At 72.9% G+C, this 15,115-nt stretch carries 10 protein-coding genes; 3 read left to right on the forward strand and 7 right to left on the reverse strand.

Annotation, left to right across the window (positions count from 1 at the left end; genetic code table 11):
- Nucleotides 1–21 precede the first annotated feature (21 nt).
- The 7 genes from AB0A97_RS14845 to AB0A97_RS14875 all read right to left on the reverse strand — a co-directional run bounded on the left by AB0A97_RS14845 (nt 22) and on the right by AB0A97_RS14875 (nt 11,058).
- Nucleotides 22–1,422, reverse strand: coding sequence for a M28 family metallopeptidase (locus tag AB0A97_RS14845; protein WP_361149084.1), 1,401 nt, complete (start codon nt 1,420–1,422; stop codon nt 22–24).
- A 129-nt stretch (nt 1,423–1,551) separates the two neighbouring features.
- A complete protein-coding gene (gene rarD, locus AB0A97_RS14850; protein ID WP_361149087.1) occupies nt 1,552–2,646 on the reverse strand; it encodes an EamA family transporter RarD in 1,095 nt (364 codons plus the stop codon).
- A 224-nt stretch (nt 2,647–2,870) separates the two neighbouring features.
- A complete protein-coding gene (locus tag AB0A97_RS14855) occupies nt 2,871–3,965 on the reverse strand; it encodes a 2-oxoacid:ferredoxin oxidoreductase subunit beta (RefSeq protein ID WP_361149090.1) in 1,095 nt (364 codons plus the stop codon).
- Nucleotides 3,958–5,979, reverse strand: a complete 2,022-nt coding sequence (locus AB0A97_RS14860; protein WP_361149093.1) for a 2-oxoacid:acceptor oxidoreductase subunit alpha — start codon at nt 5,977–5,979, stop codon at nt 3,958–3,960. The genes AB0A97_RS14855 and AB0A97_RS14860 overlap by 8 nt, the downstream gene beginning before the upstream one ends.
- A gap of 274 nt (nt 5,980–6,253) precedes the next feature.
- Nucleotides 6,254–6,913, reverse strand: a complete 660-nt coding sequence (locus AB0A97_RS14865; protein WP_361150145.1) for a response regulator transcription factor — start codon at nt 6,911–6,913, stop codon at nt 6,254–6,256.
- Nucleotides 6,914–7,910: 997 nt separating this feature from the next.
- Entirely contained in the window at nt 7,911–9,233 is a 1,323-nt protein-coding gene (locus AB0A97_RS14870; protein WP_361149095.1) for a sensor domain-containing protein, read from the reverse strand.
- Nucleotides 9,234–9,639: 406 nt separating this feature from the next.
- Nucleotides 9,640–11,058, reverse strand: coding sequence for a sensor domain-containing protein (locus tag AB0A97_RS14875; protein ID WP_361149097.1), 1,419 nt, complete (start codon nt 11,056–11,058; stop codon nt 9,640–9,642).
- A gap of 150 nt (nt 11,059–11,208) precedes the next feature.
- Here AB0A97_RS14875 and AB0A97_RS14880 point away from each other — a divergent pair, with 150 nt between their 5' ends.
- The 3 genes from AB0A97_RS14880 to AB0A97_RS14890 all read left to right on the forward strand — a co-directional run bounded on the left by AB0A97_RS14880 (nt 11,209) and on the right by AB0A97_RS14890 (nt 14,973).
- Complete coding sequence (locus tag AB0A97_RS14880; RefSeq protein ID WP_361149099.1) at nt 11,209–11,826, forward strand: RDD family protein; 618 nt, start codon at nt 11,209–11,211, stop codon at nt 11,824–11,826.
- Between the two features lie 192 nt (nt 11,827–12,018).
- Nucleotides 12,019–13,461: an EsaB/YukD family protein gene (locus AB0A97_RS14885; protein ID WP_361149102.1), complete on the forward strand. Its 1,443-nt coding sequence runs from the start codon at nt 12,019–12,021 to the stop codon at nt 13,459–13,461.
- A 537-nt stretch (nt 13,462–13,998) separates the two neighbouring features.
- Complete coding sequence (locus AB0A97_RS14890; protein WP_361149104.1) at nt 13,999–14,973, forward strand: hypothetical protein; 975 nt, start codon at nt 13,999–14,001, stop codon at nt 14,971–14,973.
- Nucleotides 14,974–15,115 lie beyond the last annotated feature (142 nt).

Below are 15,115 nucleotides of genomic sequence, written 5' to 3' on the forward strand. Positions count from 1 at the left end.
GTCCGCCGGTGCGGCCGGCCGTCAGAAGGTGAGCTTCCAGCCGTCGATGTAGCCGGTGTCCTGCGGACCGAGGTCCTGCACCCGCAGCCGCCAGGTGCCGTCGGCCGTCTCGGCGGACGCGTCGACGGTGTACGTGGTGAGCACGTTCGGCGCCGAGTCCGAGCCGCTGGAGTTCTTCAGCCGGTACGCCTGCCCGCTCGGCCCCACGAGGTCGATGGCCAGGTCACCGCGGTAGCTGTGCTTGATGTCCACGCCGACCTGGAGGGTGGCCGGCGCGTTGCCGGTACGGCCGGAGACCGTCACCGACGAGGTCACCGCGGCGCCCGCGTCCGGGATCTGCACGTCGTCGGTGTTCTCGAAGACGGTGCCGCCGGGCGGGGTCGTCGTGCCGACGCCCAGCGTCCACACCGCGTGGGCGACGGCGTCGCTGTTGCGGTCCAGGGCGGTGTCGTCGATGTTCGACGACGTGTCGCAGGAGCGGTGGTAGCAGCGGTCGAAGGGCTGGCCCGCCGTACCGCCCCACTTCTGCGCCTGCGCGGCCGTCTTGGTGTAGTCCGCGCCGGAGAACAGGCCGCCCACGGGGATGCCGACGTTCTTGAACGGCGCGTGGTCGCTGCGGCCGTCGCCCTCGGTCTCGATCTCCGTGGGGACGTTCAGCGAGGCGTAGTACGCCTTGAACACGGCCTCGATGGCGCGGTCGTCGTCGTAGACGAAATAGCCGGGGTTCGGGGAGCCCACCATGTCGAAGTTCAGATAGCCGCTGAACTTCGACCGCTCCGTCGCGGCCAGCCGGCTCACGTAGTACTGCGAGCCGCGCATCCCCAGCTCTTCGGCGCCCCACCAGCCGAACCGCAGGTGCTTGGCGGGCTTGGCGCCCGCGCGGGCGACGGCCAGCGCGGTTTCGAGGACCGCGGCCGAGCCGGAGCCGTTGTCGTTGATGCCGGGGCCCGCGCTGACGGAGTCCAGGTGCGCGCCGGCCATCAGGATCTGGTTCGGGTCGCCGCCGGGCCAGTCGGCGATCAGGTTGTAGCCGGTGGTGCCGCCGGTGGTGAACTGCTGCACGCTGGTGGTGAAGCCCGCGGCGTCCAGCTTGCCCTTGATGTAGTCGATCGAGGCCCGGTAGCCGGGCCGGCCGTGGGCCCGGTTGCCGCCGTTGGCGGTGGCGATCGACTGGAGCTGGCTCAGGTGCGCCTTGACGTTGGCCACCGGCAGGTCGGGGGCGGCGGTGCTGACGGCAGGGGCGGTGGAGCGGGCGGCGGCAGGCGCGGCGGTGGCCGCACCGGCCGCCCCGGGTATCGCAACGATCAGGCCGAGTACGGCACCGGCGGCGGTCAGCCCGAGGCCGCCGGGACCGTTGCCGCCGCTGCTGCCAGATCTTCGAAAACGCCTGGTCGTGCAGGGTCTTGCGGCATTCCATGACATGAGGGGTCTCCGGATTCCGAACGTGACATGAACGGACCGTGCATGGCGCGAAGCTGATGCTGGGCGCGCCGCGCCCCGCTGGCAAGGCGGAATCCGGACACCCCGACCCGCATATCGTTCCGCGGCGGATCAGTGCTTGGACGCACCCAGCTCCGTGGCGGATCCCGGGGCGGCTGCCGGAACGGACGGTGCGGAGGCGGACGTGGCCGCCGGGACGGACTGCCCGGCTGCCGGGGCGGTGTCCCGGGTGGCCTGCTCCGCGGTGGCCGGGGTCAGGGCCGCGGCCGTCTCGCCGACCACTTCCTGGGCCGTCTTGCGGGCCGTGGCCAGCGCCGTACGCGCGGACCGGGCGGTGCGCACCGCGTCGTACGTCAGCACCACCAGCGCCAGCCAGACGAGACCGAAGCCCGCCCAGCGCTCCACCGGCATCTCCTCGTGGAAGACCAGCAGACCGAGCGCGAACTGGAAGGTCGGCGCGAGGTACTGGAGCATCCCGAGCACGGTCAGCGGCAGCCGTACCGCCGCCGCCCCGAAGGCGATCAGCGGCAGCGCGGTGGCCACGCCGCAGCCCATGAGCAGCAGCATCTGGCCCACCCCGCCGGTCAGGAACCCGGCCTCGCCGCGCGCGCCGAGGAAGATCAGGATGCCGAGCGCGGGCAGGAACTGCATCGCCGTCTCGGCGCTGAAGCCCTCGATGCCGCCCAGCTTCACGCCCTTCTTGACCAGGCCGTACGTGGCGAACGTGAACGCCAGCGCGAGGGAGATCCAGGGCACCTGGCCGTACGCCACGGCCATCACGACCACCGCCGCGGTGCCGACGCCCACGGCGGTCCACTGCAGCGGCCGCAGCCGTTCGCGCAGCACCAGCACGCCGAAGGCGATGCTGACCAGCGGGTTGATGAAGTAGCCGAGGCTGGCTTCGAGTACGTGCCCGGCGTTGACCGCCCAGATGTACAGGAACCAGTTGACGGAGATGACCGCGGCGCAGACCAGCACCATGCCGAGCCGCTTGGGCTGCCGCACCAGCTCCCGTACCCAGGACCAGCGGCGTATCGCGGCCAGGATGAGGACGGCGACCGGCAGCGACCACACCATCCGGTGGGCCAGGATCTCGGTGGGGGCCAGGTCGCCCAGCAGGTGCCAGTACAGCGGGAGAAGACCCCACACCACGTACGCGGCGGTGCCGTAGACGAGTCCTGTGCGCTGTTCGTTCTGGGGTTGCAAGGGGCCCTCCGGAGGAATGCTGCTCCATCTGCGCCGGCGGTGGTGCGGGTCGCGCTCCGAAGGTAACGCCGGACGGCCCAACTGTCATGTCCGTTCCGGTAGACGGTCATGACAGGGGCGCGGCGGCGGTGCGGGCCGGCCACCTCGTGGCCGAAAACGACGGTGCCCGTACGGGACGTCCGAAGACGCTCCGTACGGGCACCGGAAGGCCCGTGACCGGCTGCTCAGCCGACCACCGTCCAGGTGTCGTGGCCGGCCAGCAGGGAAGCCAGGTCGCCCTTGCCCTTCTGCTCGATGGCGGTGTCCAACTGCTCACCCATGAGCGTGTCGTACACCGGGCGGTCCACGTTGCGCAGCACGCCGATGGGGGTGTGGTGCAGCGTGTCCGGGTCGGCGAGGCGGGACAGGGCGAACGCGGTGGTCGGCGAGGCGTTGTGCGCGTCGTGGACGAGCACCGCGTCCGCGCCCACCGCCGCCACGTCCACGACCTTCAGGTCGCCGGTGGCCGGATCGCGCACCACGCCCTTGGAGCCGAGGCCGTCCTCGGCGAGCGCTCCGAAGCGGATCGGCTGCCCGTGCTCCAGCCGGATCACGGCCTCCTCGGCCTGCTGCTTGTCCTTGAGGACCTCGAAGGCGCCGTCGTTGAAGATGTTGCAGTTCTGGTAGATCTCCACCAGCGCGGTGCCCGGGTGGGCGGCGGCCGCGCGCAGCACACCGGTCAGGTGCTTGCGGTCGGAGTCGACCGTACGGGCCACGAAGGACGCCTCCGCGCCGATGGCCAGCGACACCGGGTTGAAGGGCGCGTCCAGCGAGCCCATCGGCGTCGACTTCGTGATCTTGCCGACCTCGGAGGTGGGGCTGTACTGGCCCTTGGTCAGGCCGTAGATCCGGTTGTTGAACAGCAGGATCTTGAGGTTGACGTTGCGGCGCAGCGCGTGGATGAGGTGGTTGCCGCCGATGGACAGCGCGTCGCCGTCACCGGTGACGACCCACACCGACAGGTCGCGGCGCGAGGAGGCCAGACCGGAGGCGATGGCCGGGGCACGGCCGTGGATGGAGTGCATCCCGTACGTGTTCATGTAGTACGGGAACCGGGACGAGCAGCCGATGCCCGAGACGAAGACGATGTTCTCCTTCGCCAGACCGAGTTCGGGCATGAAGCCCTGCACGGCGGCGAGAACCGCGTAATCACCGCAGCCGGGGCACCAGCGCACTTCCTGGTCGGACTTGAAGTCCTTCATGGACTGCTTGGCCTCGGCCTTGGGCACCAGGGAGAGCGCCTCGATCGTCGAGGTCCCCTCCGCGATCGTCTCAGTCATTGATGGCCTCCTTAAAGACCTCCGCAAGCTGCTCGGCCTTGAACGGCATTCCGCTGACCTGGGTGTACGAGCGGGCGTCGACGAGGTACTTCGCCCGCAGCAGTGTCGCGAGCTGGCCGAGGTTCATCTCCGGTACGACCACCTTGTCGTAACGCGCCAGCACCGCGCCGAGATTCCGCGGGAAGGGGTTGAGATGGCGCAGATGGGCCTGTGCGACCCGCCCCCCGTCGCGCCGTACGCGCCGGACGGCCGCGGTGATCGGCCCGTACGTCGAGCCCCAGCCCAGCACGAGGGTGTCGGCGCCCCGCGCGGCGGCGGCACCCTGGCCGTCGTGGACGGCCGCCTCCACCGTCGGGTCGTCGACCTCCAGGTCCGGCACCTCGATGCCGTCGATCTTCGCCTGGCGGGTGCGCACCATGAAGTCGTGGTTGGCCGGGTCGTAGGAGATGTTGCCCGTGCCGTCCTGCTTCTCGATGCCGCCGATCCGGTGCTCCAGACCGGGCGTGCCGGGCACCGCCCACGGCCGGGCGAGGGTCTGCTCGTCGCGCTTGTACGGCCAGAACACCTCGGTGCCGTCGGCCAGCGTGTGGTTCGCGCCGGACGCGAACTGCACCCGCAGGTCGGGCAGTTCGTCGACCTCCGGGATGCGCCACGGCTCGGAGCCGTTGGCCAGGTAGCCGTCGGACAGCAGGAAGACCGGCGTACGGTACGTCAGCGCGATGCGCGCCGCGTCCAGCGCCGCGTCGAAGCAGTCGGCCGGTGTCCTCGGCGCCACGATCGGTACCGGCGCCTCGCCGTTGCGCCCGTACATCGCCTGGAGCAGGTCGGCCTGCTCGGTCTTGGTGGGCAGGCCGGTGGACGGGCCGCCGCGCTGGATGTCCACGATGACCAGCGGGAGTTCGAGGGAGACCGCGAGCCCGATGGTCTCCGACTTCAGCGCCACACCGGGGCCCGAGGTGGTGGTCACCGCGAGGGCGCCGCCGAAGGCGGCGCCCAGTGCCGCGCCGATGCCGGCGATCTCGTCCTCGGCCTGGAAGGTCCGCACGCCGAAGTTCTTGTGCTTGCTCAGCTCGTGCAGGATGTCCGAGGCCGGCGTGATCGGGTACGAGCCGAGGTAGAGCGGCAGATCGGCCTGCTGCCCGGCGGCGATCAGGCCGTACGACAGTGCCAGGTTGCCGGAGATGTTGCGGTACGTCCCCGTCGGGAACGCCTGGGTGGCCGGCGCGACCTCGTAGGAGACCGCGAAGTCCTCGGTGGTCTCACCGAAGTTCCAGCCCGCGCGGAACGCGGCGACGTTCGCCTCGGCGATGTCCGGCTTCTTGGCGAACTTCTGCCGCAGGAACGCTTCGGTGCCCTCGGTCGGCCGGTGGTACATCCACGACAGCAGGCCCAGCGCGAACATGTTCTTGGAGCGCTCGGCCTCCTTGCGGGAGAGCCCGAACTCCTTGAGCGCCTCGATCGTCAGCGTCGTCAGCGGCACCGGGTGGACGTTGTACGCCTGCAGCGACCCGTCCTCCAGCGGGCTGACGTCGTAGCCCACCTTCGCCATCGGCCGCTTGGTGAACTCGTCCGTGTTGACGATGATCTCCGCGCCGCGCGGCAGGTCCGCCAGGTTCGCCTTCAGCGCGGCCGGGTTCATCGCCACCAGGACGTTGGGCGCGTCGCCGGGGGTGAGGATGTCGTGGTCCGCGAAGTGCAGCTGGAAGCTGGAGACGCCCGGCAGGGTACCGGCGGGGGCCCGGATCTCGGCGGGGAAGTTCGGCAGCGTCGACAGGTCGTTGCCGAAGGTCGCCGTCTCGGAGGTGAACCGGTCGCCCGTGAGCTGCATACCGTCACCGGAGTCGCCCGCGAACCGGATGATCACCCGGTCCAGGCGACGTACCTCTTTACCGCCGTTTTTACCGCCGTCTGTACCGCCGTTCTTCCCGCCGTCGGCGCCGGTCCCGGGAGCCTGCGGCTCCCGGGTGAGCGCTCCGTCGGCCTGCTCGGCTTGGCTGCTGACCTGGCTGGTCACTGCTTCGGACCTCCCTCGGGGCGGTGGCTCGGGACTCGTCGTGCCGACCGGTCGTCCCACGAACATCGTACGTGGGTAAGGGTCGCCTTCCCTGGGCCGGTCACATGATGGACGTGGACATGAGACAGCACTCTGTCAGGAATTGTCATGAAAGAACCGCCCCCCGGCCCCCTTCTCCAAGACGCTCGCGTCTCGGCCTTTGGTTCTACTCCTCAGGTCCCGGGCGGCCCACGGAGCCGCCCGCAACCTGCGTGACTGACAGCGTGTCGGTTTCTCAGGAGTCGAGATAGGTGAGGACGGCCAGCACCCGGCGGTGATCCCCGTCACTCGGCGACAGGCCCAGCTTGAGGAAGATGTTGCTGACGTGCTTCTCCACCGCACCGTCGCTCACCACCAGCTGCCGCGCGATCGCGGAGTTCGTCCGTCCCTCGGCCATCAGCCCCAGGACCTCCCGCTCCCGCGGCGTGAGGTGCGCCAGTACGTCCTGCTTACGGCTGCGGCCGAGCAGCTGCGCGACCACTTCGGGGTCCAGCGCGGTGCCCCCCTCGGCGACCCGGACCACCGCGTCGACGAACTCCCGCACTTCGGCTACCCGGTCCTTGAGGAGATAGCCGACGCCGTGACTGGATCCCGCGAGCAATTCCGTCGCGTACTGCTCCTCCACGTACTGCGACAGCACCAGCACCCCCAGACCCGGGTGATCACGCCGCAGCCGGATCGCGGCCCGCACCCCCTCGTCCGTGTGCGTCGGCGGCATCCGTACGTCCGCCACCACCACGTCCGGCAGCTCACCCTCGGCCGCCAGCTCCCCGATGACCTTGATCAACGCCTCGGCGTCACCCACCCCCGCCACGACGTCGTGCCCTCGGTCGGTGAGCAACCGGGTCAGCCCCTCCCGAAGCAGCACCGAGTCCTCGGCGATGACCACCCGCACCCTGTCCTCCACGGCTCTTCCTGCCCCCACGTCTTGATATTTCCCCACCCTGCGCCCCCAGCATCCCAGCATCCGATCCCGACCGCCCCCACCCGCCCTGAATCGACGGACACGACTGCGGACGGGGCGGGGGCGCCGCCCGGGACGGGGCGGGGTGTCATTCGGGTCGGGGCGGGGGTGCCCCGGGGTGGGCGGGGGTGTCAGCCGGGATGGGGCGGGGCGTCCCGGGATGGGGCAGGGCGGCGTCATTCGGGACGGGGCGGGGGTGTCGTTCGGGATCGGACTCGGGTGGTGCTCCGGGCAGGCGGGGTGGTGACGGGCGCCATACCGGACAGGGCGGATGGGGGCGAAGGGCGGGCGGGGGAGCGGTTCGGGGCCGGGTACGAGTTGCTGGCTGGGTGGCTGGGTGGCTGGGTGGCTGGGTGGCCGGGGGCCGGGGGCCGGGGGCCGGGGGCCGGGGGCCGGGGGCCGGGGGCCGGGGCGCCGGGTCGCTGGGTGGTCGGGGGGCCGGGGTGCCGGGCCGCTGGGTGGTCGGGGGCCGGCTGGCCGGGGCGGCGGATAGCCGGGTCGCCGGGGCGGTGGATTGCCGGGCGGGCGGGTGGCGGGATGGCCAGGGGCGGGCGGTCGGGAGTGCTGGGTCGCCGGGAGTGCCGGGCTGTCGGGTCTCTCGGGGCGCCGCGCTGTCGGACTGCCGGGTCTGCCGGGCCTGTCGGGGCGCTGGGCTGCCGGGGCGCTGGGCTGTCGGGTTGCCGGACCGCCCGGACCGCCCGGACCGCCCGGACCGCCCGGACTTCTCCCGGCCCCCGGGCCCCCACGTCCCCCCTCCGGGCCCCCACGTCCCCTCCGGCTCCCCCAACGCCCCGGCCCCCGGATCGCCCAGGTGGCCCATGTGATCCCGGCGATCCCGGCGATCCGGGCAGGTGGCCGGGCAGGCCGGGTGGTCCCGGCCGGGTTACGGCGTGGCCCGGCTCGGTCCGGCCGGGTCACGCCGGGGAAGTCAGGCGCGCCAGGGGAGGTCTGCCGTGACGGTGGTCGGGCCGCCCGGCGGGGAGTCGACGACCAGGAGGCCGTCGACCGCGCTGAGCCGCTCGGCCAGGCCCGCCAGCCCGCTGCCGGTTTCCGTGCTCGCACCCCCCTGCCCGTCATCCGCGACGAGCACCATGAGCCGGTCCGCCACCTGCCACACGTCCACGGAGGCACTGCTCGCCCGGGCGTGCTTGGAGACGTTCTGGAGCAGTTCGGAGACGGTGAAGTAGGCGATGCCCTCGATGGCCGCGGCGGGACGGAGGTCCAGGTCGACGGAGACCTTGACCGGCACCGTGCAGCGGGCGGAGAGGGCCGACAGCGCCGGGCCCAGTCCGCGGTCCGTGAGGATCGCCGGGTGGATGCCGCGCGCGAGGTCCCGCAGCTCCTGCAGGGCGATCTTCACCTCGCCGTGTGCCTCGTCCACCATCTTCGCGGCGGCCTCCGGGTCCTGCGCCAGCTTCTCCTTCGCCAGGCCCAGGTCCATCGCCAGCGACACCAGACGGGCCTGCGCGCCGTCGTGCAGATCCCGCTCGATGCGCCGCAGGTCGGCGGCGGCGGTGTCCACGACCACCCCGCGGTCCGTCTCCAGCTCCGAGACGCGCGTGGCGAGCAGGGAGGGGCCGAGCAGCCCGTGCACCAGGACGCGGTCCACGTGCGTCAGACCGCGTATCAACCACGGTCCGGCCAGGACCAGCAGCAGGCCGAGCCCGCTGGTCATCGCCATGCCGGGCGGGGAGTCCAGGTACAGGCCGTCTCCCCGGCCGTTGCCCCACAGCTGGATGCCCGGCTGGTCGAGGTAGGCGGGGAACGTCCACTGCCACAGCGGGTAGAGGAACAGGGACCAGGCCGCCGTCCAGAACGTCACCGCGAAGACGAAGGCGAAGACCGCCCAGGGGAAGTGGAGTATCGAGTACAGGAGATGGCGCCAGGAGACACCGCTCTTGAGCACCGCGAAGACCCAGCTCATCATCCCCGGCTTGGCGGCACGCACCGGCTCCGGATGCTCCACGTCCAGATCCAGCAGCGCGCGCGCCCGGACCCGCTCCAGATTGCCGAACCCCCGGCAGCCGAGCAGCGCGCCCGCGAGCACCGGTATGCCCAGGAACGTGACCAGCAGGCCCGCACCGACCGAGACCATGGCGACGGCGTAGCAGAACATCATGCAGGCGACCGGGAGGCTCAGCAGGAGGTAGAGGAACTCCCGCCAGGTACGGCCCGCGAACGGGGCGCGCAGGGCGATGGGCACGCGCGAGGCTGCTGGTGAGGGGGAAGGGGGGCCGTAGGCGGTGTCCATGGTCTCGTCGTCCGTTCTGCCAGGTCCGGGTCGGCCTGCTGCCGGCGCCGTTGTACACCTCCGGCAGCGTCCAACCGCTGCCGCGCCGTCAGACCCGCTGCATCCGGCTCTTCCGACTACCTCAAGACTCCGCGCTCGCCGCCTTCCGCACCATGAGGGAAAGCGCAGTCTTCACCCTGGGGTTTTCCCCACCCCCGCCCCCCGCCCGGCGAAGGGGCGGCCCCTCCGACGACCTCACAGGCGGCGGGACTCCCGCCCTCGCAGCCCGTACGCGTCCCGTCCCCGCAGCCCGTACACGCCCCGTACACAGCCCGTGCGTGCTCCGAGCGCGTCCTGCGCGCATCCTGAGCGCGTCACGCGCACGTGCCCCGTACGGACTCCGTACGCGCCCCGTGATCGCCGCGCATCAACTGCCGGCGCCCACGCCTCTCCGCCGAGCTGCCCGTTCCCCCACGCTCTGCTCACCATTGCCCCGTTCCCGCACGCCCCGCTGCCCCTTGCCCCGCCCGCGTGCCTTCCAGCCGCCGCGCGGCGCCGCTCCCGCTGCGGCCCCCGCGCCCCTGCCCGCGGCCTGACGCCCGTCCTCTTCCCCCGCCCGGCCCCGCCACGGCAGCTCGGCCGTCACCCGCGTCGGCCCGCCGGGCGGCGAATCGAGGACGAACACCCCGTCCACCGAACCCAGCCGTTCCGCGAGCCCGGCCATGCCGCTGCCGCCGTCCAACCGCGCACCGCCCCGTCCGTCGTCCTGGACCTGGATCAGCAGCCGGTCCTGGGCGCGCCAGAGCTCCACCCGCGCCGCCCGCGCGCCACTGTGCTTGGAGACGTTCTGCAGCAGCTCCGAGACGGTGAAGTAGGCGATGCCCTCGATCGCCGGCGCGGGCCGCTGCGCCACGTCCACCTCCACCGTGACCGGGACCGTGCAGCGACCCGCCAGCGAGGTGAGGGCCGGGCCCAGCCCGCGGTCCGTGAGGATCGCCGGGTGGATGCCGCGCGCGAGGTCGCGCAGCTCCTGGAGGGCGAGTTTCACCTCGCCGTGCGCCTCGTCGACCATCTGGGCCGCCGCGTCCGGGTCCTCCAGCAGCTTCTCCTTGGCCAGGCCGAGGCCCATGGCCAGGGCCACGAGCCGGGCCTGCGCCCCGTCGTGCAGGTCACGTTCGATCCGGCGCAGGTCGGCGGCGGCGGTGTCGGAGACCGTCGCGCGGTCCGACTTCAGCTCGGCGATCCGCCGCTCCAGTTCGTCGGAGGGCGACAGCAGGCCGCGCACCATCATCCGGTCCACGTTGGCCAGTCCGCGCGCGATCCAGGGCAGCGCGGGCCAGAGCAGGAAGAACGAGACGACCGTCAGCGGGAAGGTCAGGATCGACCACGGCAGCCGGATGAACGCGTACAGCGCGTGCCGCCACCCGACCGGGTCCTTCAGGCGCAGCCACAGCCAGGTGAAGAAACCGTTCCCCGCCGTGTGCAGCGGGCTGGGCTCGTCCACCCGCACGCCCAGCAGGCACCGCGCGCGGGCGCGCTCCAGCTTCCCGTACTGACGGCACACCAGAAGGCCCACCGCGAGCAGCGGCAGCCCCACGACGGTGACGGCCAGCCCGATGCCCGCCACCAGCCAGACGGTCAGTACGGCGAAGGCCAGGACGCCCAGCGGGAGGTCGGTCAGGAGGTGGGCGACCTCCCGCCAGGTCGCGGAGGCGAGCGCGGCCCGGGGCGGCGGCAGGGGATCGCCGCCGTCGTGACGGTGGCCGTGACCGATGGCGCCCGGCGCCGGTGCGGTCCCTCCGGGGAGGGGATCGTGGCGTCGGTCGTGAGCGGAAGGTGCGGTCATACGCCCTAGCTTGCCGGTCACCACGCGTGGCGACCATGGGGAAGGTCGGTGACCGGAGGTGGGGTTTTCCTCACCCCGCAGCCCCGGGCCGGGGCGGTCACGGAGGGCGCGGCTTGTGCGAAGGCGGATCCGGCAGCTTGGATCTCCGACATGAGTGAGCACCAACAGGGACCGTACGGGCAGCAGCCGCCCTACGAGGCGTACGGGCAGGGGCAGGCACCTGGTCACGGGGCGCCGGGATACGGAGCGCCGGGATACGGGGCACCCGGATACGGCGCGCCGGGCCAGCAGGGGTACCCGTACGGAACACCGCAGGCGGGCGGGCCGCCCACAGGCATGCTGGCAAGTCAGGGGACGCGGCTCGGGGCGCGGGCGCTGGACGGGGTCTTCCAGGTCGCCGCGGTCGTCGTCATCCTCGTCGTGGTCAGCATCGTCCAGTCCCTGCTGCCGCGCGGGGCCGGAGTGGGCATACCGACAGCCCTGGCCGGGATCGTCGGCGTCGTCGCGGTGCTGCTCTACGAGCCGTTCATGAACTGGAAGTACGGCGGCACGTTCGGCAAGCGGATCTGCGGTCTGCGGGTCGCCCGGCTGAGCGACGGGGCGGCGCTGTCCTTCGGGCAGGCGCTGGGGCGTTGGGCCGTGGTGTTCCCGATGGGGTTCGTGCCGTTCCTGGGGCTGCTCAACGTGCTGTGGTGCTGCTGGGACGAACCGTTCCGGCAGTGCTTGCACGACAAGGTGGCCGGCACCGTGGTCGTCAAGCGCGTGTAGGCGCAGGTCAGGGGCTGCTGGGCTGATCGGGGGCGAGTGGCCCGGAGGCTGTCGGCCCGAGGGCGGGCGGCCTGGGTGCGGCCGGGCAGCCGGCCGGGGCAGGTGGTTCCGGGGCGGGTGAGGCGAGTCGTATCGTGTCGCGGTGCGGTGCGGTGGGGTGGGTTCCGGTTCTAGTACGGGGGCGTGGTCGGCATGGTGAACGCTGAGGCCGAACAGCGGGTGACGCTGCGACGGCTGGTGCTGGCGGGCGAACAGCGGCGGATCGACCTGGTGTTGCCCGCGCACGCGCCGATCGGCGAGCTGCTGCCCGAGATTCTGCGGACGGCCGGTGACCGGACGGCCGGTGACCGGACGGCGCACGAGCCGCCGACGTGCCGTCTGGTGACAGCGGGCGGAGCCGTACTCGCGTGGAGCGAGACGCTTGCTTCCGCGAATGTGACGGACGGGTCCGTCGTACGACTGGTACGGGAGCACGGCGTGTCCGAACCCCCGGCCGGGCGGAGCGCGCTCGGCGAGACGACGGGTGGCCCGCGTGGCCAGGACGACCGCGGTGGCCACGCCGACCACGGCGGCGATGGCGGTCACGAGGGCCGTGACGACCACGACAGGTACGTCTGGCGATGGGACGAGCGGAGCCGGACAGGGGCGGCGGTCGCGGCCGCAGTGCTGCTCACGGTCGTTGCCTGCGTGTTCGCAGGCCGCCAGTACGGGCTCGACCGGGCCGCACTGTGGCTCGGCCTGGCCACGGTGGCCGCGACCGGAGCCGGTGCGGCGGCCGGCCTCCTGCTCACCAGAAAGGCACCGGCTACCGCGCTGCTCCTGGTGGGCGGAACGCTCGGCGTGTCCGCCTCCTGGGGCGCGGCGCCGGGCGGTGCCCCGCGCCTGGCCGCCGTCGGGCTGACGGTGGCGGTCGTCCTCGCGCTGCTCGGGCTCTGTACGGGCCTGGGACGTGGCGGACTCGTCGGAGCGGCGGCCGTCGCGGCCGCGGTCGGCGGGTGGGCCATCGGGCTGGTGGTCGCCGACCCGGCCCGTACCGGTGTCGTACTGGGCGTGGTCTCGGTCCTCGTACTGGGACACCTGCCGCGGCTCGCGCTGTCGTCGGCCGGGCTGACACGTCTGGACGACCGCCACTCCGGAGGCGCACCGGTCAGCAGGTACCGGGCCGCGGCGGCGCTGGGCGCCACGCACCGCGGGCTCACCCTGGCCGCCGTCACGACGGCCATGTCGGCCGGGGCGGGCGGCGTACTGGCCGTCGGCGGCACCGGCGACGCGTCCGGAACGGTGGACGGCTGGGCGGTGGCGGCCGCGGTGCTGCTGAGCGTCGTGCTGTTCTCGCGGGCACGGGCCTACCCGCTGGCCCTGGAGGTCGTGGCGCTGCTGGTGGCCGGTGCGGCGGTCTGCGTAAGGCTCGTCCTGCTGTGGGGTTCCGACGGCGGGGACCCGACAGCCGCGCTGACCGTGCTGAGCCTGTCGGTGGCGGTGCCGCTCGCCGCCCTCGCGGTGCGGCCGCCGGAGCACGTACGGCTGCGGATGCGGCATCTGACGAACCTGGTCGAGGCGGTGAGCGTGGTGGCGCTGATTCCGGTCGCCGTCGGGGCGCTCGGGGTGTACGGCGGTCTGCCGGACATGTTCTGACCAGCCGGCCGGCCGCGAAGGACCGGCCGGGGCGACGAAAATGATCGGCCGCGACGGTCGGCCGGAGCGATCAGTCCGACCAGAAGGGGCGGCGGAGGGTTCATGTCAGGACAGACGGGGCAGCCGGGGCAGCCGGGGGCGGAGCAGCCAGGGCAGGAGGGGCAAGCGGGCCGGACGGGGCAGGGAGGGCAGTCGGGGCGGCCAGGGCCGGTGGTGCCGCCGATGCCCGGGTATGCGCCGGGGGCGGGTGGTGGCGCTGTGCCGGGCGGCGGTGCGGTATCGGGCGGCGGTGCCCCTGGTCGCGGGACGGCGCCGACGGCTCCCGCCGCGATGCCCGGCGGCACGCCCGCGGCGCCCGCACCGGTGGCCGTGCCGTTGCCCGGGGCCCGGTCCGCTCCCGGTGCCACGCCCGCGCCCGAACCCGTCATACCGGCTCGTCCGAGTGGCCCGGCCGGCCTGGCCGGCAGCCCCATGAACCCGGCCGGCCCGAGTGGTCCGGCCGGCCCAGTCGCCCCCACAACAGGTGTGCGGCCGCACATGCACCAGCCGCATCGCCCGGCCTCCACCCCCACCCCCGTCTCCGTCCCCGTCCTCCCACCCGAGCTCGACGGTGTGCAGGCCAAGCCCCGGCACGGTGAGACCGTCGCCCGTAGGGCCGGGCGGGCGCTGCGGCGCGTGTTCGCCTCCTCGGCTGCGGCCGAGACCGAGGCCGTCACGCGCGCCGCGCACGCCATCCAGCAGCCCGTGACCACCGGCCGCCAACTGGCCGTCTCCAGCATCCGCGGCGGTGCGGGCAAGTCCACGGTCGCCGCGCTGCTGGCCCTCACGTACGCGCACTACCGCTCGGACCCGGTGCTCGCGGTGGAGGCCGACCCGGCGCTGGGCACGCTGCCGCACCGGCTGGGTGTGCGGGAGGTGCGCTGGTCCGGCACCGATCTGGCGCAGATCGTCGACCCGTCCATGCTGATCACCGACCTGACCGGTTACCTCCTGCCGTTCACGGGCGGCGGCTGGCTGCTGCCCGGCAGTCAGGGCGCGATCGGCGCGCGGCTGGATCTCGACACGTACCGCATCGTCATGACCTCCCTGCGCCGCCACTTCGCGACCACGGTCGTGGACTGCGAGACGCTGCCGGCCGAGGTGGCGCGTACCGCACTGGTCACCACTCAGGCGCGGGTCCTGGTGACGCCGGCGACCGTGGAGGGCGTACGGGCGACCAAGTCCGTGCTGGAGTGGATGGGCGGGGTGCACCGCGGGCTGCTGCCGACCGCTGTCGTCGTGCTCAACCACACGTCGCCCGACGGGGGCATCGACGTACGCAAGGCGGTCGAGCACCTGGGGGCAGGCGGCGCGGCGGTGCTTCCGCTGCCGTACGACCGGCATCTGGCCGGTGGCGGTGCCGTCCGTACGGAGCTGCTGGGCGAACGGACGCGGGAGGCGGCGGCGCGGCTGGCCGCCGAGGTGATGGACCGTGCGGTCTCGCGCGGGCCGGGCAGGCAGCGCGAAGGCTGAGCCGCCACGCGCGGTGCCACGGGGACGTGTACGGGGTCCACGGTGCCGGGTCCAGGTGGGGCGAAGTCGGGCCATAGCCGTCCGCCAGGTGACGCGACTGCTCACCTGGGGCGGGCCAGGGCCTAGACTCCCGTGCGTACAG

It is taken from the genome of Streptomyces sp. NPDC045470 (genome assembly GCF_040646595.1).
In the GTDB taxonomy this organism is placed as follows: Bacteria; Actinomycetota; Actinomycetes; order Streptomycetales; family Streptomycetaceae; genus Streptomyces.